At 45.5% G+C, this 23528-nt stretch carries 24 protein-coding genes and 1 other annotated feature; of the genes, 11 read left to right on the top strand and 13 right to left on the bottom strand.

Annotated elements, in window-relative coordinates:
• Window positions 1–3: 3 nt before the first annotated feature.
• Both glgP and spoVV read right to left on the bottom strand, forming a co-directional pair.
• On the bottom strand, window positions 4–2553 hold the full coding sequence (gene glgP, locus GC096_RS05085) for an alpha-glucan family phosphorylase (protein WP_171629204.1): 2550 nt from the start codon (window positions 2551–2553) through the stop codon (window positions 4–6).
• Between the two features lie 40 nt (window positions 2554–2593).
• A complete protein-coding gene (gene spoVV / locus GC096_RS05080) occupies window positions 2594–3832 on the bottom strand; it encodes a dipicolinic acid transporter SpoVV (RefSeq protein ID WP_171629203.1) in 1239 nt (412 codons plus the stop codon).
• A 332-nt stretch (window positions 3833–4164) separates the two neighbouring features.
• On the opposite strand from spoVV, the gene GC096_RS05075 reads away from it, so the two are divergent.
• Window positions 4165–4557 (top strand): globin domain-containing protein, encoded by a 393-nt coding sequence (locus GC096_RS05075; RefSeq protein WP_171629201.1) that lies wholly within the window; start codon window positions 4165–4167, stop codon window positions 4555–4557.
• Window positions 4558–4605: 48 nt separating this feature from the next.
• Window positions 4606–5307, top strand: coding sequence for a DUF2225 domain-containing protein (locus GC096_RS05070; RefSeq protein WP_171629199.1), 702 nt, complete (start codon window positions 4606–4608; stop codon window positions 5305–5307).
• 65 nt (window positions 5308–5372) lie between these two features.
• Here GC096_RS05070 and GC096_RS05065 read toward each other — a convergent pair whose 3' ends face one another.
• From GC096_RS05065 to GC096_RS05060, 3 genes are read right to left on the bottom strand one after another with little or no spacing between them, the layout of a single operon-like run.
• A complete protein-coding gene (locus GC096_RS05065; protein ID WP_171629198.1) occupies window positions 5373–6482 on the bottom strand; it encodes a diguanylate cyclase in 1110 nt (369 codons plus the stop codon).
• Window positions 6483–6509: 27 nt separating this feature from the next.
• Complete coding sequence (locus GC096_RS38620; RefSeq protein WP_082595376.1) at window positions 6510–6755, bottom strand: hypothetical protein; 246 nt, start codon at window positions 6753–6755, stop codon at window positions 6510–6512.
• A 3-nt stretch (window positions 6756–6758) separates the two neighbouring features.
• On the bottom strand, window positions 6759–6923 hold the full coding sequence (locus tag GC096_RS05060) for a YycC family protein (protein ID WP_068668182.1): 165 nt from the start codon (window positions 6921–6923) through the stop codon (window positions 6759–6761).
• A 147-nt stretch (window positions 6924–7070) separates the two neighbouring features.
• On the opposite strand from GC096_RS05060, the gene GC096_RS05055 reads away from it, so the two are divergent.
• The gene (locus GC096_RS05055) at window positions 7071–8888 is read left to right on the top strand and encodes a M3 family oligoendopeptidase (protein ID WP_312886187.1); all 1818 of its coding nucleotides are present in this window, start codon (window positions 7071–7073) and stop codon (window positions 8886–8888) included.
• A gap of 58 nt (window positions 8889–8946) precedes the next feature.
• On the opposite strand, the gene GC096_RS05050 is transcribed toward GC096_RS05055, so the two are convergent.
• Window positions 8947–10206 (bottom strand): methyl-accepting chemotaxis protein, encoded by a 1260-nt coding sequence (locus GC096_RS05050; RefSeq protein WP_171629195.1) that lies wholly within the window; start codon window positions 10204–10206, stop codon window positions 8947–8949.
• A gap of 289 nt (window positions 10207–10495) precedes the next feature.
• On the opposite strand from GC096_RS05050, the gene GC096_RS05045 reads away from it, so the two are divergent.
• Complete coding sequence (locus tag GC096_RS05045; RefSeq protein ID WP_246302583.1) at window positions 10496–10858, top strand: O-methyltransferase; 363 nt, start codon at window positions 10496–10498, stop codon at window positions 10856–10858.
• Between the two features lie 40 nt (window positions 10859–10898).
• Here the strand turns inward: GC096_RS05045 and GC096_RS05040 are convergent, their stop codons facing one another.
• Genes GC096_RS05040 through GC096_RS05030 form a run of 3 tightly spaced genes read right to left on the bottom strand, consistent with a single transcriptional unit; the run spans window position 10899 to window position 13830 of the window.
• On the bottom strand, window positions 10899–11729 hold the full coding sequence (locus tag GC096_RS05040; RefSeq protein WP_171629194.1) for an ABC transporter ATP-binding protein: 831 nt from the start codon (window positions 11727–11729) through the stop codon (window positions 10899–10901).
• A 32-nt stretch (window positions 11730–11761) separates the two neighbouring features.
• Window positions 11762–12811, bottom strand: coding sequence for a FecCD family ABC transporter permease (locus tag GC096_RS05035; RefSeq protein WP_171629193.1), 1050 nt, complete (start codon window positions 12809–12811; stop codon window positions 11762–11764).
• Window positions 12808–13830: a FecCD family ABC transporter permease gene (locus GC096_RS05030; RefSeq protein ID WP_171629192.1), complete on the bottom strand. Its 1023-nt coding sequence runs from the start codon at window positions 13828–13830 to the stop codon at window positions 12808–12810. Before GC096_RS05030 ends, GC096_RS05035 begins: the two co-directional genes overlap by 4 nt.
• Window positions 13831–14015: 185 nt before the next feature.
• Here GC096_RS05030 and GC096_RS05025 point away from each other — a divergent pair, with 185 nt between their 5' ends.
• Window positions 14016–15011, top strand: a complete 996-nt coding sequence (locus GC096_RS05025; RefSeq protein WP_171629191.1) for an ABC transporter substrate-binding protein — start codon at window positions 14016–14018, stop codon at window positions 15009–15011.
• Window positions 15012–15086: 75 nt separating this feature from the next.
• On the opposite strand, the gene GC096_RS05020 is transcribed toward GC096_RS05025, so the two are convergent.
• On the bottom strand, window positions 15087–15323 hold the full coding sequence (locus GC096_RS05020; protein ID WP_056613391.1) for an alpha/beta-type small acid-soluble spore protein: 237 nt from the start codon (window positions 15321–15323) through the stop codon (window positions 15087–15089).
• A gap of 155 nt (window positions 15324–15478) precedes the next feature.
• Here GC096_RS05020 and GC096_RS05015 point away from each other — a divergent pair, with 155 nt between their 5' ends.
• The 3 genes from GC096_RS05015 to ilvD all read left to right on the top strand — a co-directional run bounded on the left by GC096_RS05015 (window position 15479) and on the right by ilvD (window position 18461).
• A complete protein-coding gene (locus GC096_RS05015) occupies window positions 15479–15976 on the top strand; it encodes a hypothetical protein (protein WP_171629190.1) in 498 nt (165 codons plus the stop codon).
• Between the two features lies 1 nt (window position 15977).
• Entirely contained in the window at window positions 15978–16625 is a 648-nt protein-coding gene (gene rnhA, locus GC096_RS05010) for a ribonuclease H (protein ID WP_171629189.1), read from the top strand.
• A gap of 150 nt (window positions 16626–16775) precedes the next feature.
• The gene (ilvD, locus tag GC096_RS05005; protein ID WP_068668162.1) at window positions 16776–18461 is read left to right on the top strand and encodes a dihydroxy-acid dehydratase; all 1686 of its coding nucleotides are present in this window, start codon (window positions 16776–16778) and stop codon (window positions 18459–18461) included.
• Between the two features lie 266 nt (window positions 18462–18727).
• Here ilvD and GC096_RS05000 read toward each other — a convergent pair whose 3' ends face one another.
• Window positions 18728–19762: a permease gene (locus GC096_RS05000; protein ID WP_246302582.1), complete on the bottom strand. Its 1035-nt coding sequence runs from the start codon at window positions 19760–19762 to the stop codon at window positions 18728–18730.
• Window positions 19763–19988: 226 nt separating this feature from the next.
• Window positions 19989–20259 (top strand) — a binding site (T-box leader).
• 73 nt (window positions 20260–20332) lie between these two features.
• Between GC096_RS05000 and trpS the strand changes: the two genes are divergently transcribed.
• Window positions 20333–21316: a tryptophan--tRNA ligase gene (gene trpS, locus GC096_RS04995; protein WP_171629188.1), complete on the top strand. Its 984-nt coding sequence runs from the start codon at window positions 20333–20335 to the stop codon at window positions 21314–21316.
• 60 nt (window positions 21317–21376) lie between these two features.
• On the opposite strand, the gene GC096_RS04990 is transcribed toward trpS, so the two are convergent.
• Window positions 21377–21565: a DUF5325 family protein gene (locus GC096_RS04990; protein ID WP_082595379.1), complete on the bottom strand. Its 189-nt coding sequence runs from the start codon at window positions 21563–21565 to the stop codon at window positions 21377–21379.
• Window positions 21566–21717: 152 nt separating this feature from the next.
• Here GC096_RS04990 and GC096_RS04985 point away from each other — a divergent pair, with 152 nt between their 5' ends.
• A complete protein-coding gene (locus tag GC096_RS04985; RefSeq protein ID WP_171629187.1) occupies window positions 21718–21945 on the top strand; it encodes an alpha/beta-type small acid-soluble spore protein in 228 nt (75 codons plus the stop codon).
• A gap of 147 nt (window positions 21946–22092) precedes the next feature.
• On the opposite strand, the gene GC096_RS04980 is transcribed toward GC096_RS04985, so the two are convergent.
• Window positions 22093–23076 (bottom strand): metal-dependent hydrolase, encoded by a 984-nt coding sequence (locus GC096_RS04980; RefSeq protein ID WP_171629186.1) that lies wholly within the window; start codon window positions 23074–23076, stop codon window positions 22093–22095.
• A 123-nt stretch (window positions 23077–23199) separates the two neighbouring features.
• Here GC096_RS04980 and GC096_RS04975 point away from each other — a divergent pair, with 123 nt between their 5' ends.
• Window positions 23200–23499, top strand: coding sequence for a hypothetical protein (locus GC096_RS04975; protein ID WP_171629185.1), 300 nt, complete (start codon window positions 23200–23202; stop codon window positions 23497–23499).
• Window positions 23500–23528: the final 29 nt, after the last annotated feature.

The raw sequence follows: 23528 nt of genomic DNA, 5'->3' as shown, positions 1-23528 counted from the left end.
TTATTAAGACAAGGTGCTCGTAACGAGGGAGAGTTCAAACGAATGAGCAAAGTTGGTTGAGATCGGACGCACACGAATCGAGAAGTGAGGTCCATGAATAAGATGGGATGGAATGGTTGCTTGGAAGCGCTGCGATTGCTCAATAAGTTCCCCGATTGGAGCCATGAGGATAATTTTCTGCTCCCACGTTTCGCCATTTTCTGCATAATAAATGACTTCTACTGCTGTATCCTGCGGCCAAATAGGGCCGAAATGGATTTGCGCCGTAATCTCTTTCGTTGATGGGAGAATCTCGTCTAAGGGGACGTCAGATGTCGATTTATCGGCATGATCATCAATATTCATTATTCTTACCTGATGCCAATTGCTGCGGATAAACTGCTTGTAGTCGGCAACTTTGGTAGCCACATCATAATTGTCCGCGACAAACAAACGAGCACGTTTGGCTGTTGGTACATACGAAAGATTCGTGTAGTCCTGCACCATTCGGTGCGTGTTATAGACGGGGCTGAGCGATTGCACGGACCGCTTCATGCGTCCAATCCATTGATGAGGGATCTCACCCTGATTGTAGTAAAGAGGGATAATCTCATTCTCCAAAAGGTGATAAATCGCTTTCGTATTTTCTTTCTCCTGTGCGGCCCAGTCCGCGGCTCCCGTGGATCCGATAGCCCAACCATTCATACCGTTGTAGCCTTCTTCCCACCAGCCGTCCAGCACGCTGAAATTAAGAACGCCGTTCATGGCCGCTTTCTGGCCGCTAGTCCCGCTAGCCTCGAGGGGTCTGCGAGGGTTGTTTAGCCATACGTCGACGCCTTGCACGAGATAGCGAGCCATGTTGATATCATAATTCTCGAGAATAACGACTTTACCGAGAAACTCTTTTAACTGAGAGATGCGGTAAATTTCTCGGATGAGATCTTGGCCAGGGTAATCAGCAGGATGGGCTTTACCCGCAAATATAAATTGCACGGGTCTCTCAGGATTATTAATTAATTTCTTGAGCCGATACAAATCATTGAAAATCATATTGGCCCGTTTGTAAGTAGCGAAGCGTCTGGCGAACCCAATTGTAAGGGCTTTAGGATTTAAATAGTGCCGAACCTCTTCAATCCGTTCTTCGGATTCCCCGTTACGTTTGCGTTGCTCCATGAGGCTATTGCGAGCATAACGTACCAGATCATCTTTCAAATGCTGATGAACCTTCCAAATGGATTCGTCGGGAATGACCTCAATTTGCGCCCATTGATGCTCGTTAGACTGCTCTGCTCGCCATGTGCCGGGGAGGAATCGATCGAAGAGCTCCTTCCAAGCAGGGGCGGTCCAAGTATCCAAATGGACACCGTTCGTGATAGAGCTGATCGGCACCTCGCTGGCATCGATATGACCATGGAATTCCTTGAACATTTCGCGTGAAACTTGCCCATGCAGCTTGCTGACACCATTACGCAGCCCCGCTGTATTCATCGCTAGATGTGTCATATTGAATTGACCGGACTTATGATCAAGCCCTAATGAAATAATGCTTTGTTTATGCTTAGGCAGTTCGCTGAAAAGGTGACCGAGATAGTGTTCCACCATCCCGACAGAGAAGGTATCATGACCTGCTGGAACAGGTGTATGGGTCGTGAAAACGGTAGCGGAGCGCACAGTCTCTACTGCTACATGAAAAGGAAGGCCCATGTGAACCAGTTCCTTCAACCGTTCTAACGTGAGGAAAGCCGCGTGACCTTCATTAATGTGGTACACATTCGGGTAAATACCGAGTGCACGGAGCACTTTGACACCACCGATTCCCAGTACCATTTCCTGCGCGATCCGCATATCTTGATTCCCGCCATACAACTGTGCGGTCAATGCTTTATCTGCGTCTTGATTGGCTTCATGATCAGTATCCAGCAAAAAGACCAGATTGCGTCCGACCTTAGCAGCCCAAACCAAGACGGTAATCGTGCGGCCAGAGATATCAAGTGAGACCGTAAGCTGCTGGTCATGCTGAAGTACCGGACGAATCGGTAATTGCTCAAAATCATAGGGGAATAGTTCACTTTGCTGACTGCCGCTCGCATCAATTTTTTGCGTGAAATAGCCTTTTTTATAGAGTAGGCCCATGCCTGCAAGCGGTATTCCGAGATCACTGGAAGATTTGATATGATCACCGGCAAGAATGCCGAGCCCGCCTGAATAAATCGGAAGCGATTCATGAAAACCAAATTCAGCAGAGAAATAAGCAATTTGCACATCAGCTTCGGCGGCATAGTTAGTTGAATACCAACTGGGTTCATTCATATACGTATCAAATCTTAGCATGACTTGGCGATAATGCTCGACAAAATCAGTGTTCTGGCTTAAGGCTTCAAGCTGGGGAGTCTCTAGCTCATGAAGCAGTCGAACCGGATTGTGACCGAGAGCTTTCCAACGGCCAGGGTCCATGCTTTCAAAAAGCTGCAGAGCATCATCGTTCCAGCTGAACCATAAATTAAAAGCCAGCTCGCGAAGTCGTTCAATCGCCTGCGGTAAACCTTTCGCCTCTTGGGGGTCGGCTGCTATCATATATTCTCTCCCTTTATAAACATGATCGTAGTTACCCATATTATCTTGTTCCACCAACCTTTTCATACACCAGTCTAAGTAAGGAATATGCGAGGAAGAGACTCATGATGACAGCAAAAGCACCAACAAAGACCATCGCACTTATCGGGAAAATAAGCTTTAGATAGCTTATAACGGGTGAATTCTCCTCATAGTACGGCAAGAATACAGCCTGGGGACTTCGAAATCGCTGCATAGGCTCCCAAATCAGGAGAACAATAGCAGCAGAGAGTATGCCGTGAAGGAGGCGGGCAAAAAGGAACGGGAGATAGCGCATGTTGGTATGGCTTAATAAGCTGACAATTTGAGCATGCACGGACATGCCGGCCCAGGAGAGGATAAAGGCGCCTATCGCGACTTTACTGGAAAGGGCAATCGAAGCAGGGGCACCACCTGCAGCTTTTGCACCCAGTGTGACTTCGAATAACCCATTCATGACGGCTTGCGAGAGCTCGTGAGGTAACCCTGTGATGGATAAGAGGGATGTAATTAACAGATAGAACACATTCATAACCTGGGCAGAGGTAAGCACCTCTAGAACGACAGAGAAGAAGACAACAAGTCCACCTACAACGAACATCAAGCGGAGAGAGTGGAGAATCGATTCACTTAATAAAGTACCTAAAGATCTTCCATCCCGTAATCTCGCGCTATGCATTGTTTGGAAGGCTTGTTTCCATATTGAGCCCCTCTCCCTAGGTGGCCCAGGAGTAGGTAAGGCTTTCCTGCCATGAAACCGCATGATGAGGCCAATCATGAACGATCCTCCATAGTGGGCAATGGCCAAAATAAATGCTAAGGTGGCGTCGTGGAAAAAGCCAATCGACACGGCTCCGATTAGAAAAATCGGATCCGAGCTCGTTGTGAAGGCAACAAGTCGTTCGCCTTCTTCCCGGTTGACCAGCTTCTGTTCCCAGAGCTGAGCAGTTAACTTAGCCGCTACGGGATATCCAGCGGCAAAACCCATCGCCATCACGAATCCACCTATCCCAGGGATACGGAAGACGGGACGCATCATCGGATCAAGCAGTGTACCGAAGAAATGAACGATCCCGAAGCCGAGCATAATTTCGGAGATAACGAAGAAGGGAAACAGGGCTGGGAAGAGCACATCCCACCAAATAGCAACACCGCGTAAAGCGGCTTGAAAACCGTCATGCGGGAATAGAACCAAGCATACAATGATGCCTATAATAACAAATGACATAAGCAAGGCTGGGGTGAAGTTTTGTTTCGGCATAGATCGTAGATACCTCCTCTTAGTCAACTATATGAATAAGCTTGGACATACATACCGTCCCGAATTTCATGAAATAGTAGATAGATGAGCGCCTATGTCCAAGTAGGACTGTGTGGTCGTTTATTTTGGTGCTTGGGACTGTTCAGTCCTTGTTTTTATGGTAAAATAGAACTAGTAAAACTTAAATCCATACGTCGGGAGTGATTCAAATGACAGGTGTCATTGCCGGATTGGTTGTCTGTATGTTCGTGTTTGTCATTCGAGAAACGCTCATGCACGCAGGGGACGAGGATTTAGAGAACTATTGAATACGAATTGCGAGGTTTCTTGGTATGTCAGAGAGCAAAAGCAGAACCATATTTGAGTTAATGGGGGGGGCGGAGACGTTAAGTCGTTTGGTAGAGGCCTTCTATCCGAAAGTACAGCAGCACCCGTTACTTTCGCCGCTTTTTCCTGCTAACATAGACCCAGTTATAGAGAAACAGACGTTGTTTCTAACCCAATTTTTCGGTGGCCCCACCTTGTACTCCGATCGCCACGGTCATCCGATGATGCGAGCTAGGCATATGCCTTTTCCGATTACAAGAGAGCGTGCGGATGCCTGGTTAGCTTGTATGACAGAAGCGATGGCTGAGATCGGCATGCCGGATGATTTACAGGATTTTCTCATAGAACGTCTTAGAGGTTCTGCGTATCATTTTATCAATACACCTGAGGAAGACTAGTCCATTCTTCCTATACCATATTAATTAGGGAAAAAGGCGGGATTGCAAGTGGTCGAACCTTTATATGACATATCAGTGACATGCACTTACTGTACCAATACGTTTAAGTCGAAGAAGGTTCGACCAAGCTTCAAGAAGGCAAGTAAAACAGATGCGGATTTCTGCCTTCACTATAAGGATATTAATCCTGATTTCTACGTTGTGCGGATCTGCCCTTTTTGCGGGTATGCACATACGGAGAACTTCTCGGATAAATGGACTCCTGCGGAACGAGCCATGTTCCAAGAAAAAGTAGCTCAGAACTGGTCGATGCGGGATTATTGCAAGGAGAGAACGTGGGAAGATTCCATTCAGTGCTTTAAGCTAGCACTTCTAAGTGCACAAATCAAAAACGAGAAGTCACGTATCGTTGCTGGTTTATTGCATCATTTGGCTTGGCTTTATCGGGACAAAGGCGACTGGGAGCAAGAAGAACGTTTCCTCGCATTTGCCTTAGATGCCTATGTGAATGTTTTCGAAACCGAAGGCATGGATTTGAATAATGCGAAGCTCATGTATCTACTGGGTGAGCTGAACCGGAGATTAAAACGTTTCCAAGAAGCAGTTAAATGGTTTTCACGGGTCATTAATGATCGTAAGATTATGGATGCCGGGATGATTAGGGCTAGTCGCGAACAATGGGTGACAACGCGAGAAGATATGCTTGCTATGCGTTTAGAACTGCCGGATGAGATGAAACAAGCTACGTAAATGCACAATTGAATTGTAAAAAAATAAATGAACGCTTAGCCATGGCACGGTATTTAACCGGATGGTTAAGCGTTCATTTTTTGTGCGATTCCTTGAGGCTGCTTGAATAGTGTGGGACGGTTTTTGCCGGTATGCTTGGATTGATAGAGGGCGTGATCGGCTTCCGAGATCAGTGTTTTAAGATCCATGTGTGGAGAGTCAGCCGTTGAGATCCCGATAGAAATAGAGATGGGAGCCGCTTCTAAGCCGTTCTTTTTGTAGAGAAATAGTTCCGCAATGGAGGTGCATAAGGTTTGGCCGTAGCTAAGGACTCGAGCAGGGTCTGTTTCCGTACAGAGCAGAATAAATTCTTCGCCCCCATACCTCGCCAGGTAGTCTTGCTCTTGAATCAAATGACGAAGAACAGAACTTACTTCTTGGAGTAATTGATCGCCTTCTAAATGTCCGAATCGATCGTTATACAGCTTGAAATTATCGAGATCAATCATCATGATAGATACTTTACGCTTATGTAAGGTACTCTGAGCGATAGGCATAAAACTTCTTAGGTTGGGCAGTTTGGTTAAACCATCTTGATTCGCTTGCATTTCAAGCTTGCGCTGCAGTCGCCAATTGTTGTTCTCGTCATTCACCATAATGATGATCATGAAGAGGGTGGCGGAGGTAATGGCAAACATGAACAATTGATCAAGGGTATAGGACCAAGATAAGCTGCGTTCCAGGAAGCTATGGGTAAGTATACGCATAATGAAAACGAAACCACATATTTGTAGCGCGAGTCGAATAGGTATGTCCAAGAAGCCATTTCGGTATTCTTTGTTATGGAAAAAGGAGCTAATGAAGGCTGGGGCAATGAGGTCTTGTGCGATGATGAACCAGTCTTGATTTTCTTGTGAAATAATACTAGTACCAGCAGGCAGTATGGTCGAGAAGAGGGCTACAGGTAATCCGTATCGCAATCCGGCCATGAAGATGGGTAACGAGCGTAGATCGATTAAGCCGAATGTCTCAGGAAGTGGAACCAGCATCATGACGATGCTGGCTAACCCTGTAAGCAAGGAGGCGAATAGATGTTCATGCGAATCAATTAACATCTTGCTATGAACTTTCAAGGCTAAATAATTTAAGGTCACTAATGTACATGCGCTTGTCAAAGGAATGAGGTACTCATTCATAAAGGTTCGTTTGCTCCTTGCAATGAACTATGAATTATGTTTATTTCGTACCGCGGTGTCCGCTAGTAAATAATCGCGATCTGTATCCACAAGCGTCAACTTGTTATGACAACAAGGGAAGACAAGCAGTTTCTTTTTCCCCTCGTGTATGGACTCGAGCTCATGAATTTTGAGCGGCAGCAGGACATTTGAGCTTAGACAGAACGGACATTGGGCCACATAAATGTCCTTCATAATGATGTCGTAAGGCCAAGTGTTAGCAAAAGGTATCAAGGGTTACTTCGATTCCGATTCGCTCGTGTCTGACGATGTGCTTTTCGCGAGCTCTGCTAATTTCTGAAGAAGAATATGTTGTGGCATATGCATGAGATGTTCTAAAGGTACTTTAAGCTGCTCCGCTAACTTAACAGCTGTTTCAGGAGAAATTTGTAACGGTTTCATAATTTAGAAATCACCCATCCTGTTCCGATTTAGTCCGAAGGAACTATACATAATTGAATCATACTTTTTGAAGAGAAGCAATGAGGAAGATGCGGATAGTTGGCGAATGCCTGGTGGATATGATTTAATTAAAAGTGGAAAGGAAAGGTGATCGCATTGTTAACATTACCTCTTAATCAAACATGGAATCTTGAAACATTTTTCCCTGGAGGAAGTGATTCTCCTGCATTCGCTGCACATCTGAAGAAGCTTCAGGAGTCCATTGCATCTTTTCAAGAGCAAGTACGTCGTACAGCATCTCCGCAAAGCGTAGAGGATACCTCATCGCTGGCCCAATTGATTGAATTGCTTCAGCATAATGTGATGCATATTCACGAGGCAGATTCTTTCGTAGGTTGTTTGCAAGCGGATAATCAGAAGGATAAGAAAGCACCTGTGTTAAGTGGACAAGTGAAAAGCTTATATGCCGAGCATTTATCTTCCCTTACTCATTTTGATCAAATTCTAAAAGGGATTCCAGATCAGGTTTGGGCAGCCGTGCTGCAACAAGAGCCCTTTCAAGCTATCGCTTTTTCGCTCGATGAACGTCGCGCACTGGCTAAGGAGAAACTCCCGCCTGAGCAAGAAGCTTTAATTAATGATTTAGCCGTTGATGGCTATCACGGGTGGAGCGACTTGTATAATTCGACCGTAGGTCAATTCAGCATGGCTGTTGAAGTTGACGGGAAGCAGGTTGAACTATCCGCAGGCCAAGCTTTTAATAAGCTGCATACCGAGAATCGTGAGGAACGTTTAGACTTATTTGATAAATGGGAACAAGCCTGGACGGATAAAGAAGAATACTGTGCAGAAGCATTAAATCACTTGGCTGGCTTCCGTCTTCAAGTTTATAAGGCAAGAGGCTGGAAAAGGATACATAAAGAACCACTGGCAATCAATCGTATGGAAGAAAAAACATTGAACGTGATGTGGGACGTTATTGACCGTAATAAAGGTCTTTTCGTGGAGTATTTAAATCGAAAAGCGAAGCTGCTAGGCGTTGACAAGCTGGCATGGGTTGACGTGGATGCGCCGCTTGGCGATTCATCGAAGAAGATTTCTTACGACGAGGGTGCGAGTCTGATCATTGATCAGTTCAAACGCTTTAGTCCGAAGCTTGCTGCTTTCTCTGAGGAAGCTTTCGAGAAGCGCTGGATCGAAGCGGAGGATCGCCCTGGTAAGCGCCCTGGCGGCTTCTGTACCTCATTCCCTCTAGCGGGTGAGACTCGGATCTTCATGACGTATGGCGGGACGCTGAATAACGTCTCTACGCTCGCTCATGAGCTAGGACATGGTTACCACCAGCATGTGATGACGGATATGCCGGCACTTGCGCAAGAATATGCGATGAATGTAGCCGAAACAGCTTCCACTTTTGCTGAAATGATCGTAGCAGATGCGGTCGTGAAGAGTGCATCGACAGATGAGGAGCGTATTGTGTTGCTCGAGGATAAAATCCAGCGGGCTATCGCGTTCTTCATGAACATTCATGCGAGATTTATTTTTGAGACGAACTTCTATGCTGAACGCAGTCAAGGCTTAGTTAGTGTAGAGCGCCTTAATGAGCTCATGGTCGATGCGCAAAAGCTCGCTTACAAGGATGCCTTGAGCAGCTACCATCCGCATTTCTGGGCAGCCAAGCTGCATTTCTATGCGACAGATGTTCCGTTTTACAATTTCCCATATACGTTCGGGTACATGTTCAGTGCTGGTATTTATGCAAGAGCTGTGCAGGAAGGTGCAACCTTCGAAGACAAGTACATTTCCTTGCTTCGCGATACAGGCAGCATGAACGTAGAGGAACTAGCGCAGAAACATTTAGGCGTGGATCTCACGGAGCCGGATTTCTGGCAAAGTGCTGTCGACATGGCAGCGCAAGATGTGAAGCAATTCATGGAGCTAACTGAATCGAAGGTACGTCTGTAAGTTTTAACAAATAAACAGCCCCTCGGAGAAGGTCTCTGAGGGGCTGTTCTTTTATGTATTAAAGTTTAAAGATTTGAATGGTTTGCTGCAACTGAGTCACAACCCGCGTCATTTCTTCCGCTTGGGTAACGATGCCCTGTACGGTTGAAATTTGCTCATTCATGGAAGCAGACACTTCTTGCGTACCCGCCGCGGACTCTTCGGTAATAGCTGAAATATTTTCCATCGCTGCGGCGATTTGTCCGGAGCTTTGAAGCATGCTTTCACTTTCTTCGGCGAAGCGTGTAATTTCCTCTGAAATGAAGCCAACGCTGCCAACAATTTCAGCAAATACAATTTCGGTTTGATCGATTAAGACGGTTTGTTTCTTAACGACATCTTCATTGACTTGGATGCTGCGAATCGCATCTTGAATGCCTTGCTCAATGCTCTTAACGAAGCCAAATACTTCGCGTGTGAGGGAAGTTGATTCTTCAGCAAGCTTACGTACTTCTTGCGCTACGACAGCGAAGCCTCGGCCATGCTCACCTGCTCTAGCAGCCTCAATGGATGCGTTGAGGGACAATAGGTTCGTTTGCTCAGCAATCTCGGAAATGGAGCGCGTAACGCTCGTAATGCCTGCGGCTTGGCGAGCGAGCATATCAATCGTATCGGATACTTGTCTCGTTACTTCAACATTTCGTTTCATACCGACGCCTTGGCTCTCAACCGATGTGCGTCCTTTTTCAACGAGGGTCATCATTAGATCTGAACGGTGTTTCATTTCTTGGGCAGATCCAGCATAATTCACGATTTTCACTTCAATATCTTTGGAAGTGATAGATACGCCAGAAACCTCTTCAGAGATTTGTCCTGCACCAGCAGCTAGCTCATGGGCCGAAATACTCACTTGCTCAAGAACAGTACGAAAGCTCTCATTCTTTACATAAATATCGCGGCTTGTCTGGAAAACTTGCTTCGAAATTGATCCAGTATCGCGTAAAATATCGCGTAGCTTGTCAATCATTTTGTTAAAAGATTGGCCGAGTTGACCAAGTGAATCGTCAGTAGTGATTGCCACCTTTTGAGAGAAGTCCCCTTTGGAAATATTAAGCGCAATGCGAGAGATATCGGCAATTGGCTCTGTAAGTTGAGCTTCAAACCAACGGATGAAGGGAAAGCTTCCGGCTAAGATAATGACTAGGAAAATAATGCCAAGTAAGCGGTTCCAGTCTGAGGCGAAAGTTACAATTAACATGAAGATCGAATTCAAACCAATTAGTGCAAAACAACCAAGTTGTAGTTTCTTTCTAAACGATAAGGATGAGATTTGTTCCAATCCGATCGACTCCTCTGCAAAATTTGTTTACTTATGGAGAAAAATAATAGGTGTATTTGGAAATTATATCACCGAACTTGGAAACATTCTACAGTTTTTCGACACCAATCGTTCGGTATTTACAAGAAATTTGGAAATTACATTAAGTGAATATAAAGAATATAGTGAATTATTCAAATATTGGAAATAAACTGTTGAATTATGTAAATTGTCTGGGTATAATAGGTCTACAGTCACATAATTAACATAATTAGTAAATATACGCAATTTAAGGAGGAGTATTATAAAATTGGAACAGTTTACACTCGCGAGACAAATCGATATGGTATTTCGTAAGATTAAAGATGAGCTTTCTCATGTGAACTCAGGCACAGTGTTTGTTCATATTCGTAACAATGAGATTGGCAAATTTGGTATTAAACATTTGCCGTTTGAAAGCTCAGAGGGTGTATTGCCTGCTCCTTCTAACGCAGGGTTAACCGAATTACAATTCCAAACGTTTCGTCAAATGGCAATCGAGTCACTTAAGCGTAAGAAGAGCTGGACGCATGGGGAAATTATGTTTGACTTTACGGTAAGAAAGAATGTTATTTCAATTAGTATCATGTTTGAAAGCAATTACAATATGGCCACATTCGCACGTACGATTTAGCACTTATACCCGTTTCTATTAAGTGAAAGAAGAACCCCGATCACAATTGTGATTGGGGTTCTTTCGCTAACAGTATGCGGCCCTTACCATACGGAATACACATTGGAGTTCCGAAGATCGGGTCAGTTGTTACCTGACAATCCATCCCGAACACTTCACGCAACAAAGATGCATTGACGATATCCTCTGGCTTTCCTTCCGCATAAATGGAACCTTTTTTGATGCTGACAATGTGATGTGCGTAACGACAAGCTAGATTAATGTCATGCAGAACCATGACAATTGTGCGCTGTTCTCTCTCGTTCAGGTCGAATAATAAGTCCAACACTTCAATCTGATGGGTAAGATCGAGATAGGTGGTTGGTTCATCTAGGAGTAATGTAGGTGTGTCTTGTGCTAAAGTCATCGCGATCCATGCGCGCTGGCGTTGTCCGCCAGAGAGCGAATCCACGGTGCGATCGGCAACTTCTAGCATATCGGTAAGATCGAGTGCCTTCATAACCTTGTTTTCATCCTCTTGACTCCATTGCTGCAGCCAACTCTGATATGGATAGCGCCCTTGTTTAACAAGTTGTCTAACGGTGAGGCCTTCTGGAGCCGTTGGCCCTTGGGGCAAGATCGCCATTCGTCGTGCGATCTCTTTGGTCGAGAGCTTCGCGATCTCATTTCCGTCTAATAGAATGCTACCTGAGGTTGGTTTCATAAGTCGAGCAAGTGAGCGTAGAAGTGTGGATTTTCCACAGCCGTTACTGCCGATAAATACCGTGATTTTACCCTTAGGGATTTGTACATGTAAACTTTGGAAAATCGTTGTATCGCCATATGTCAATTGAAGCGATTGGGCTTCGAGTGCTTGGTCTGAGGTTGTCATAAGCTCGTTCTCCTTTTTCGTAGACACGAGGGTTATCCCCGATTCCTACTGCGATATAGGACGTAGATGAAAATAGGTGCGCCAATGGCTGCTGTGAATACACCTGCTGGGATATCGAGTGGCTTGAACAGGAAACGACCACATAAGTCTGCGAGCAGCAACAGCAGAGCGCCAGTGAATGCAGAGACAGGAATCAAGGAGCCGAAGCTAGGACCGACAAGTTTACGTGAAATGTGCGGAGCCATGAGCCCAATGAAGCTTATCGCACCGCCAAAGGCGACAGCAGCTCCAGCCAGGGCAACACTCAGCATAATTAACAGAAAACGTTGACGCTGTACATGGCTTCCAACACTCTGTGCAATATCTTCTCCGAGTGACTGGATGGTAATGTGCCGCGCGTAGAAGAAGATAACGGGTATCAGCACAGCGACCCAAGGGAGCAAAGGGTAAACCGCTTTGGCCCAAGATACGCCATAGATACTGCCAGTCATAAAAGTTAGTGATTGCTGGGCGAGTACGATAGGGCCAGTCAGCATCATGAGATAGGATACTGCGCTCATTGCAGCTGTGAGCCCTGTCCCGATGAGGACAAGTCGCAGCGGCGTAATGCCATTTTTCCAAGAAAAGAGGTAAACCAGCAAGGTTGCAAGGAATGCACCTAGGATAGCTGCGACCGGCAGCCAATGAATACTAAGTTTATCTGAGAAAAAGAAGAAGAAAGATACAGCGCCAAGCGTTGCACCGCCTGTTGTTCCAATCGTATCTGGTGAAGTGAGCGGGTTGCGCACGATCCCTTGTAGAATAGCGCCTGCTACACCTAAAGATGCGCCGATTAGAACAGCTACGATGACACGAGGCAAACGCAATGAGCGAACGATCATCATACTTGAATCTGTTCCATAGCCGAATACGGCCTTTATGACATTCAACGGTTTAATCGTAATACTGCCGACGCCTGTGCTTATAATCATCATGAGGATGACCGCCAGGAATAGAGATAGCGTGACGATAATGGCTTTTTTACTTATTAAAAAAGAGTAACTTTTGCTTCGAATCGTAATATCTCGCTTAGAAGTACTCATTTCAGGAGTCCTCCTTTACGCGCTATGTAAATAAAGAAAGGAACGCCAAGGATAGCGGTCATCACCCCGACATGGACTTCCTTCGGCATAATAATAAAGCGAGCTCCGATATCCGCGCTTACCAATAGAATACCGCCTAGCACAGCACAATAAGGAATGACCCATCGGTAGTCAATCCCGATAAGAAAGCGGACGATATGAGGTATCATAAGGCCGACGAACACAATTGGGCCTGCAACAGCCACAGATCCGCCAGCAAGAATAATAATAATAAGTGCAGTAATTAGTTTGATGTACACGGTTTGTTGTCCTAATCCTTTGGCAATATCATCACCCATGGATAAGACATTGATGTGGGGGGATAGCAGAATAGCCCCGATCCAAGCGATCAGCATATATGGATACACGGATTGCAGCATAGCCATCGTACGCCCTTCGACAGATCCTACAAGCCAGTAAAGTACTTGTTCGAAGGCTTTGCCATTACCCAGCAATATTCCTTGTGTGAGTGAAGCGAAAAAAGCCGTCATCGCAGCGCCTGCAAGTGTGATCTTCATGGGTGTCAAGCCGTCTCGGCCAAGCGATCCAAGCCCATAGACCAATGTAGCACTCACGGCAGCACCAAAAAAAGCAACCCACGTAAATTGCGTTAGGCTGGATATGTTGAAAAAGCTAACAGCTATAACAATAGCAAACGCAGCCCCAGAATTAATTCCGAATATACTCGGCGAAGCGAGTGGATTTCGAGTCATTGCTTGCATAAGTGCACCAGCAACGGCCAAACTGCCACCAACGAGTGCGGCAATTAAAGCTCTAGGAATTCGCACTGTTTGAATAATAATCGATTCATTCGTTGGTTTGTCAGAAGGATCAAAAGAAGTCATGATTTGATCCCAGGAATATGTTTTGAGTCCGAATCGGACACTGCTAAGTACGAGTACAAGTAGAACACAAACGGCTGCTAGTAACCCGATACTTTTATAAATGTGAGAGAGACGTTCTGTTGTTGGTGTATGCACGGTGGTTACCCTCTTCCTTCCTACCTTTCTTGCTTCATATATTCTAAAGTCAACGTTAATTGAAGTCAATGAATATGAGAATCATTATCAAAATTGTTGACAAATTAGGTTGATTTCTAGTATTATGTGCAAAGTAGTGAGAATCGTTATCACAATAAAGTTCAACTAGGGGGAACACAATTATTATGTTTAATCAAAAACGCCGCACGTTTGGAAGAGCGTGGGCTCTTGTTGCATGTCTGTTTGTTTTTAGTATGATCGTAACGGCATGTGGAGAGAAAGCAGAAACGAAGTCACCTGCCTCTACAGCTCCGCAAGAATCAGCAAAAACGGATGCTCCTCGCACAATTAAGCACGCTATGGGAGAAACAGCCGTACCGGCCAACCCTAAACGTGTTGTCATTTTAACGAATGAAGGAACAGAAGCTTTACTTGCTCTAGGAATTAAGCCAGTTGGAGCTGTTGAATCCTTCTATGGTAATCCTTGGTTTGACCATTTCAAAGCGGACATGCAGGGTGTCACAACAGTAGGTGTCGAAGGACAGCCGAACTTGGAAGTCATCGCGTCATTGAAGCCTGATTTAATTATTGGGAATAAGCTTCGCCAAGAGAAAGTATACGAGCAATTGAAAGCTATTGCGCCAACTGTGTTCTCAGAAACACTTCGTGGTGAATGGAAAAATAACTTCAGTCTATATGCAGATACATTGAATAAGAAAGCCGAAGGCGCCAAAGTGATCGGGGATTACGATAAACGTATTGAAGATTTCAAATCCAAAGCAGGTGACAAGCTGAAAGAAAAAGTGGCTGTTGTCCGGTTTATGGGGGGGAAATCCAGATATTACTATGGTGATATGTTCTCTGGGGTTGTTTTCAAACAACTTGGCTTCGCTCGTTCGGATGCTAAGAGTGATGAGAAGTCCTTCGAAGATATTACCAAAGAACGTTTAACTGAACTGGATAATGCAGATCGCGTATTCTACTTTACGTATGAAATCGGTGATGGCAAAGGAAATAAACAAGAGCAAGAGTGGATGAATGATCCGCTTTGGAAAAATCTAAAAGTAGTGAAAGAAAATAAAATTGTCAAAGTAAACGATGCAACTTGGAATACAGGCGGCGGCGTTCGATCAGCAAACATTATGTTGGATGATTTGTACAAAATCTACGACATTAAATAGGTTGAAAAAAAGGGCTTTCTCCGAGTAACTACCCGGAAGAAGGCCCTTTTGTTGCTTAAGTATTTTGGAGCGAAATTATCTGCTGAATTTATTGCTAGTACCAGCAAGTTGTTGCTCAGCAATTTGAACGAGACGACGAGTGATGCTGCCTCCGATAGAACCTGTGTCATAAGACGTCATATAACCGTAGTAGCCGTCTTGAGGAATTTGGATGCCCAATTCTTGAGCAACTTCATACTTCAATTGGTCTAGGGCTGATGAAGCTTGAGGAACTACTAAGGAGTTACTGCTGCGAGATTGTCCTGTAGCCATCTGATATCACCTCCAGTAATAGGTAGTATGAACAGTTTTGTAAATATTACTCATACTTTTTTTGGAAATTTAATCCTTTTTATAAAAGCGTAAAAGCAGGAATGTTTCGACTTTGTTATAATGGAAATGGGACATCGGGAAAGTGGGGAGAGAACATGTTTGAACTAGTAATTAAGGGCTGGTCCTTAGATAAAGATTTACAAATTATTCAAGCGGATGTTCATATGTCTGTGGATGATAGTCTCATTATTGAAGAACCTCTATGCGTTGATGTTGGTCTTCCTGCTTTGTTATATAGTGCGCTGCATGATACAGCGCCGAACCGCTTCGCCCCTGCCGATCAGTGGGAACGGATGCCGTTCTTCGTATGCGGATGCGGTGACCCAGAGTGCAGAGGTTTCTCATTTGTTGTTCGGCATTTGCCCGGGGAGCAGCTTGAACTCTCTTCTGTGGAAGAGCGAACGAATGGTACATATCGCGAGTTGGAGACGCATGTCATCCCGATTCGCCATTATCGCGAACAAGTTGTAGATATTGGGGAAACCTATTTGCGATTTGTGGCAGATTTGGATTACCGCCCTTATTTTCAGAATACGGTGAAGGTCGTCGAAGAGCTGGTAGAGCAATTACAACTAACATTACGGAGTGAATAATATGGCTGCATCGAAATTTTATGTGGTTTGGGTTGGGCACAAGCCAGGGGTGTATCGTTCATGGGCCGAATGCCAAGCGCAAACGAATGGCTATCCACAAGCAAAGTTCAAGTCTTATGAATCTGAAGGTGAAGCACGTCAAGCACTTGAGAAGGGATGGCAGAAGTCACTGAATTTTGCGGCAAAAGGGACTGGAGCTCCGGCTGTTGGTAAAAAAACGGCGACTCCTGAGTCAGCGCCTGAGGTGGATTATGACAGTATATCAGTGGACGTAGGCTGTTCAGGAAATCCAGGAATTGTGGAGTACAAGGGCGTGGATACGCGGACTGGTGAAATCATATTCTATCAAGGACCGATTTCGAAGGGTACGAATAATCTAGGGGAGTTTCTTGCCATTGTCCATGGACTGGCTTACCTGCAGAAAAAAGGAAGTAAACAAACCATTTATACCGATTCGGTTACAGCATTAAGTTGGATTCGGAAGAAGGAAGTATCTACTAATTTAGTGAGAGATGCATCTACCGCGGAAATATGGACTTTGGTGGATCGCGCGTTGAAATGGCTGCATACGAATACGTATACCAATAAGATCGTCAAGTGGGACACGAAAAAATGGGGCGAGATCAAGGCGGATTTCGGCAGGAAGTAAGTCGAATGAATGTGACGTGCTAATTCGTGAATAAGTTGGTTTGCTTTTACTTTGATGCGTTATCACACTAAAGGGAGAAATATTGCGAGAAGTGTGGTATGATAGTTTCATTGTTTTCATAACAGATATGAATTCTAGGAGGAATATAGTATGGCTCATCCAAAACAGCGCAGTGACATGATTAAAAAAGGTTTCGACCGCGCTCCACACCGTAGCTTACTACGTGCAGCTGGCGTTAAAGAGGAAGATTTCGGCAAGCCGTTTATTGCGGTTTGTAACTCTTATATAGACATTATTCCTGGACATGTTCATTTGCAAGAATTCGGTAAACTTGTGAAAGAAGCGATTCGCGAAGCAGGCGGGGTTCCTTTCGAGTTCAACACGATCGGTGTTGACGATGGAATTGCAATGGGTCATATCGGGATGCGTTATTCCTTGCCAAGCCGTGAGATTATTGCCGATTCCTTGGAAACAGTAGTAAACGCACACTGGTTTGATGGCATGGTTTGTATTCCTAACTGCGATAAAATTACACCGGGTATGATCATGGGTGCCCTTCGCGTTAACATCCCAACGATGTTAGTGAGCGGTGGACCGATGAAAGCTGGTAAAGATAAAAACGGTAAATCCATCTCCCTTTCTTCCGTATTTGAAGGCGTTGGTGCTTTCCAAGCTGGTAAATTGGATGAAGCGGGTCTGGAAGAGTTGGAACAATACGGTTGTCCAACATGTGGATCATGCTCCGGTATGTTCACAGCGAACTCCATGAACTGTCTAGCTGAAGGTCTTGGACTTGCAATGCCAGGTAACGGAACCATTCTTGCTGTTGCGGAAGAGCGTAAGCAATTCGTTAAAGATTGCGCGAAGCAATTGATGGTTCTGATCGAGAAAGACATCAAGCCGCGTGATATCGTTACGATTGATGCGATTGATAACGCATTTGCTTTGGATATGGCGATGGGTGGATCCACGAACACGGTTCTACACACTTTGGCTATCGCGGCTGAAGCGGGTATCGAGTATCCGATCGCTCGTATTAACGAAGTAGCAGAGCGCGTACCTCACCTTGCGAAAATCGCTCCAGCTTCCGATTACCACATTGAAGATGTGCATTTGGCAGGCGGTGTGAGTGCGGTAATCAATGAGTTGCTCAAAAAACCAGGTGCTTTCAACGGTGACTGTCTATCCGTTACAGCACAAACACTTCGCGAGAACGTGGCTGGACGTGAAATTCAGAACTTTGACGTTATCCGTCCATTGACGAACCCGCATAGTGAGCGCGGTGGTCTTGCTGTTCTATTCGGTAACTTGGCTCCAGAAGGCAGTATCGTAAAAGTTGGTGCTGTTGATAAGTCCGTTGGCGGACGTCACGTAGGCCCAGCGATCTGCTTCGACTCCCAAGACGAAGCTTTGTACGGTATCGCAAACGGGAAAGTAAAAGAAGGACACGTTGTTGTCATTCGTTACGAAGGACCGAAGGGTGGACCTGGTATGCCAGAAATGTTGGCACCAACATCCCAAATCGTAGGTATGGGTCTTGGCGCGAAGGTAGCCTTGATTACAGACGGACGTTTCTCTGGCGCATCCCGCGGGATCTCGCTTGGTCATATGTCACCTGAAGCTGCTGAAGGTGGACCACTTGCTTTCGTACATGATGGCGACATTATCGATGTCGACATGGATGGACGCAAAATCGAATTGCAAATCAGCGATGAAGAGTTTGCCAAACGTCGTGAGTCATGGGCAGGATTCCAACAGAAGATTACTTCTGGGTACCTAGCTCGTTACACGAAAATGGTAACGAACGCAAGCGCTGGCGCTATTTTGAAAATCTAATTCTTTACAAGATAAAAGCCCTATCCGACTTGTGTCGGGTAGGGCTTTTTGTACAACTATTGGATGCGAGACATGCTGTCATCACTATCCCCTAAGCTCAGTTCAGCCTTCGTTGAACCGACAACCTGAGCGAAAGGGATAGTGGCCATAGATTTTGCTGTCATGAAGAACATTAGCGAAAGGGATAGTGGCCATAGATTTTGCTGTCATGAAGAACATTGATGAAGTGTTACACATATAACGTACGAATCAAGCGTGTAGGGAATTCAAGCCAGAAAAAAATGCATAAACAGAAGAGAGCCACTCAAAACTGTTATCGCCACGACAATCGAAAGCGTTAATACAAACCGTGCCTTGAAAATCGATAACATCATTAGAGTGCTCTTCACGTCGATCATGGGCCCGAATACTAAGAAGGCGAGCAGGGAGCCAGGCGAGAATGACTTGGCGAAGGAGACCGCGACGAAGGCATCTGTGGTCGAACATAAGGAGAGCAGGTAGGCGAAGCCCATCATGAATACGTGAGAGATGAAGGCTCCCTGGCCGATGGCGCTCAAGCTATCCTGTGCCACGAATGTCTGTATCAGGGCTGTCAGAAGCGCGCCTAACATCAAATACTTGCTCATCTCGAATAGCTCGGAGGAGCCGTGGCTGACCATGGTCATGAGCTGGCTTCCTCCATGGGTGTGGTTGTGGCCATGATGGTCATGTCCATGATCGTGATTGTGACTATGATCATGGTCATGACTGTGGTCGTGCTTGTGAGCGTGATCGTGGCTGTGGTGATGATCATGCTGGTCGATGTGTTCTTTTCCATGCGCATGGTTATGTTGATGTGTCAGGCTTGCTGCTGCTGGCTCAATGGGATGCCGCAAAGGGTTGCTTTTGAGGAAACGCGTGAGCAAGAAGCCAACGACCAGCGCGACGCCAAAGGTGAGCCCCATACGTGAATAGGCCATAGCAGGGTTACCGCGGAAAGCCATCCAAGTGGAAGCGAAGACGATGGGGTTAAGGATAGGTCCCACTAGAATGAAAATAACAGCGATGTAGACGGGCATGCCTTTGCGCATCAACCTGCGTACGAAAGGAATCATGCCGCACTCACAGAGGGGGAACATAATTCCCAGCACGCAGGCGAATAACACACCACCGAGGGGGTGTTTGGGGGTCAATCTTTGGATGACACCCTCAGGAATGAAGTTTTCAACGATCGTAGATAACAGTACGCCGAGAATCATGAACGGAAGGGCATCTAAGAAGATGTCCATAAAAGCCATAAAGACATGGCTGATCGGTTCCATGACCATCCCCATTGGAGGGAGTTGTCTTGTTGTTACAATCAGAAACAAGAGAAACACGCAAATCACCGAGGAGACGGGAAGGCTCCAGCGGTATAGAGTTGAGGACAATGCATTGACACCCCTTTGCCGAAGGAATTGGTATGTAACTATCCTATGTACATGCTAGGCTATCTAGGACAATGTCCTTGATTGACATTGTTACTTAAGCGTGTATAATAATAGGAAATCAATTGCGATGATAGGAACAAGTACGTTTGTCTCCCGTTTCTCAGAGAGCCGGTGGTAGGTGCGAACCGGTGAAACAAGCAGACCGAATGGATCCTTGAGCTTGAAGCTGAACACTGTGTAGAATCACCGGAACCTAGGCCGGATTAAAACCACAGTTAATTATGCTAAACGGTAGCTCTCCGTTATCAGAGCCTGAAGGTTTACGTGCACATAACTTTGGTTATGTAGGTAGACAAATTAGGGTGGTACCACGGTCTCTCGTCCCTTGCGGAGGGAGGCCTTTTTGTTGTCTTTTTTACCTGATAAGTTGAAAATGTTTAACAAAATAGGAGGTTTTTTGGAATGAAACGTGTATTATCTGGCATGCAATCCAGCGGTCAGCTGACGATTGGCAACTATATTGGGGCACTTCGCAACTTTGTGAAGCTGCAAGAACTTCATCGCTGTTATTTCATGGTGGTCGATATGCATGCGATCACAGTGCCGCAAGATCCGGCTGCGCTTCGGGAACAAACGGAGTCCATCGCTTCGTTATACATTGCTGCGGGTCTAGATCCGAATAAGGCTTCGGTCTTCCTACAGTCCCATGTTCACGCACATGCAGAGCTAGGATGGATTATGACGACGCTGACGCATATGGGCGAGCTTGAGCGCATGACACAATTTAAAGATAAGTCCGAAGGTAAAGAATCTGTCGGTGCAGGACTATTCACGTATCCGTCCCTGATGGCGGCTGACATTTTGTTATACAACGCTGACCTTATTCCAGTTGGAGATGATCAGAAGCAGCATTTGGAGCTGACGCGTGATTTGGCTAACCGATTTAATAACCGTTTCGGCGATATGTTTACAATGCCACAGCCCTATATGCCTGAGGTAGGCGCCCGTATCATGTCATTAGATGATGCTTCCAAGAAGATGAGCAAAAGCAGTCCAAATGCGGGCAGTTACATCGCGATGCTCGACGAGCCAGATGTCATTCGTAAGAAGCTTAGTCGCGCTGTTACCGATTCTGGGCGTGAAGTGAAGTATGATCCTCAGAATAAACCAGAGGTTAGTAACTTGATGTCGATTTATTCTCACTTTGCGGAGATGAGTTTAGCGGAGATTGAGGCCAGGTATGAGGGGCAAGGTTATGGTCCTTTTAAAAAGGAACTAGCCGAACACATCGTTGCTGTTCTGGAGCCGATCCAGCAGCGCTATCGTGAGATTCGCAGTTCTGGAGCTATTTTTGATATTTTGAAAAAAGGTGCGGACGAAGCTGCCGAAGTGGCGAATCAAACGCTGCTTGAAGTAAAGAAACGGATGGGCTTTATTGTTCGCTAAGCGCATCTCTACACATACAAAAAGCTCAAATCCCAACGACCGGGGATTTGAGCTTTTTGTTCATTCGGAAGGGGTATTTTTCCGACGACGCATTTTGGCTTTCGTAACGAAGCCGTAACCGATAAATCCTAACGAAATGAGGGAGAAGAGAAGCACCATCCATGGCTCGCGTAGAGCAATGAATAGGGAGATACAAGCGAGCAGCAGCGTACCAACAACTGCGAATAGGAGAGCAAGTGGTTTACTCAATATAGGCGACCTACTTTCTTGAAGTTCATGACACCTTCTTATATTAAACTTTTTTGAGCGCTGTGCATATAAATTCATTTCCTCCACATACTATCTTTGCAAGCTTGCAAATACATCAAAGATTATAGCTGACTGAAAGGAGTACGATCCTGATGGCACAATCTCGTAGCAACACACTGGTAGTTCCGCAAGCCAATCAAGCTCTAGATCAATTGAAATATGAGGTAGCTCAAGAGCTGGGCATTCAAATCCCTCAAGACGGTTACTATGGAAACATGGCAACTCGAGACACTGGTTCCATTGGTGGTGCGATTACTCGCCGCTTGGTACAAATTGCTGAGCAATCGCTCGCGGGACACTCTGGGTCTAACTTCCGTTAACTTAGAAAACTTGTCTCCGTACTAGCATACCCGAATTAAGTAATAATAAAGCCCAGGAGCCTAAATAGCTTCTGGGCTTTTGGTGCGTTCGGTGTAAGAGCTAACTATGAAAAAAGAAGGCCCCTGCAACCAAGCAAGGGCCTCATCTTAATAAAGGTCAACTTTCAGCTTCTTCTCAAGCTTTGTATCGTTCACCCAGCCTACATAAGAATCGAGCGTTTGGAAATTGCGGTCCATCCGAATAACACCGACGAATGGGAATTGCTTGCGATGGCGGTAGCGGACATCCGCCCATCTCACTTCATAGCCCCACCGATGTTCTTTGACCTCAGCACAAGTGAAAGAGGAGAAATAAAGCAGCGCTTGAATGTCTTCATGCTGCTTGGAAACCTCGACGGCCGGGTGATCAGAGCAAGTGATGGCGTCGAGCCATTTCAGCTTGCCACTTTTGAGTTCGCCTAATTGGTAAGTTCCGTCTGTGCACTCTTTCACAACATTCCAGACATAGAGGTTGAATGTTACAATAAGGGTATATTTATCTCCTGGCTGATACGTGGCATCTTTGCGATAGAGCCCTTTTTCAATAATAGCATGGTCCAGCGTCCGCCAAATGTAATACAGCGCAAGTAAGCCGTATAAGGTAGGGAAAATCAGCTGCGGCTTCGCTAGATGGAAAGACCACATGAAGATCGCGGCAATGTGACTCGTGAATATGAATGGATCAAAGATGTGAATGATGTTCCATGACACCCATTTTTCCGAAAAAGGTCGAATGGCTTGCGTACCATACGTATTGAAACAATCGGTGAACACATGAACGCAAACCGCGATCCCAATCCACATAGCGAGATGAAGGAAGGAAATGCCATGGAAAAATGGCGCAAGTGCACCGGTAATCAACAACGTCCATAAGGGGAGGGCAGGCAACGAATGTGAGCGACCGCGATGATTGCGAATATAGAGGGCATTGCCCTTGAATCGGAGCAATCCGTCAATATCGGGAATCTGAGAGCCAACGACAGTTCCGATGAAAACAGCAGTTGTTGCTGCTGTGTTTGCGGAAATGCTCGGGTCGATTTGCGAGAGCCCTGCTAATCCTAAACCAATGACGAGATGAGTGCCTGTATCCAACTGGTTATCCTCCTAAGTGTTCTGTACACATGGTTTGTTCTGTATCTGGCTGAAGGGACAATTTACATCTTGCTCTTAGTTTACCATTTTAGAGCAAAAAATAAATCAGAAGGAGATCTAAAAATGTCTAAAGTTTTTGTAGAGTATGCCATAAAATCCGAATTTCGAGCTTCTTTTCTCATCTATATGCAGGAACTTCAGTTGCGGGAAGGGCGTTTGGAGCTATTGGTGGGGACTGATCAAGAAGGACTTTATGTAGAAATTTGGCATGATGTAACGTATGAGGACTACCTGAGCATGAAGGAGGAGCGATTGAACGTTGAACGATTGCGTGATGGGCAGCATGGTGACTGGGAGCAATGGATCAAAGGAGGCATCCCCAAACTGCACATGTGGCATTTCTCACCAGCTACGTATTCTTAAAACGCAAAAACCGCTGCTCTCTATTCGAG

It is taken from the genome of Paenibacillus plantarum, assembly GCF_013141695.1.
Classification (GTDB): Bacteria; Bacillota; Bacilli; order Paenibacillales; family NBRC-103111; genus Paenibacillus_E; species Paenibacillus_E plantarum.
Note: the sequence above shows the minus strand (reverse complement) of the source record. Positions and strands in the feature narration are given on the sequence as shown.

Bases quoted from the DNA above. Each gene is read 5' to 3' on its own strand.
- rnhA (WP_171629189.1), top strand. From the start codon at position 15,978: ATGGCTGCATCGAAATTTTATGTGGTTTGGGTTGGGCACAAGCCAGGG.
- glgP (WP_171629204.1), bottom strand. From the start codon at position 2,553: ATGATAGCAGCCGACCCCCAAGAGGCGAAAGGTTTACCGCAGGCGATT.
- GC096_RS05040 (WP_171629194.1), bottom strand. From the start codon at position 11,729: ATGACAACCTCAGACCAAGCACTCGAAGCCCAATCGCTTCAATTGACA.
- GC096_RS05025 (WP_171629191.1), top strand. From the start codon at position 14,016: ATGTTTAATCAAAAACGCCGCACGTTTGGAAGAGCGTGGGCTCTTGTT.
- GC096_RS05075 (WP_171629201.1), top strand. From the start codon at position 4,165: ATGTCAGAGAGCAAAAGCAGAACCATATTTGAGTTAATGGGGGGGGCG.
- GC096_RS05035 (WP_171629193.1), bottom strand. From the start codon at position 12,811: ATGAGTACTTCTAAGCGAGATATTACGATTCGAAGCAAAAGTTACTCT.
- ilvD (WP_068668162.1), top strand. From the start codon at position 16,776: ATGGCTCATCCAAAACAGCGCAGTGACATGATTAAAAAAGGTTTCGAC.
- GC096_RS05065 (WP_171629198.1), bottom strand. From the start codon at position 6,482: ATGAATGAGTACCTCATTCCTTTGACAAGCGCATGTACATTAGTGACC.
- trpS (WP_171629188.1), top strand. From the start codon at position 20,333: ATGAAACGTGTATTATCTGGCATGCAATCCAGCGGTCAGCTGACGATT.
- GC096_RS05020 (WP_056613391.1), bottom strand. From the start codon at position 15,323: ATGGCTACAGGACAATCTCGCAGCAGTAACTCCTTAGTAGTTCCTCAA.
- GC096_RS04985 (WP_171629187.1), top strand. From the start codon at position 21,718: ATGGCACAATCTCGTAGCAACACACTGGTAGTTCCGCAAGCCAATCAA.
- GC096_RS05000 (WP_246302582.1), bottom strand. From the start codon at position 19,762: ATGGAACCGATCAGCCATGTCTTTATGGCTTTTATGGACATCTTCTTA.
- spoVV (WP_171629203.1), bottom strand. From the start codon at position 3,832: ATGCCGAAACAAAACTTCACCCCAGCCTTGCTTATGTCATTTGTTATT.
- GC096_RS04975 (WP_171629185.1), top strand. From the start codon at position 23,200: ATGTCTAAAGTTTTTGTAGAGTATGCCATAAAATCCGAATTTCGAGCT.
- GC096_RS05060 (WP_068668182.1), bottom strand. From the start codon at position 6,923: ATGAAACCGTTACAAATTTCTCCTGAAACAGCTGTTAAGTTAGCGGAG.
- GC096_RS05015 (WP_171629190.1), top strand. From the start codon at position 15,479: ATGTTTGAACTAGTAATTAAGGGCTGGTCCTTAGATAAAGATTTACAA.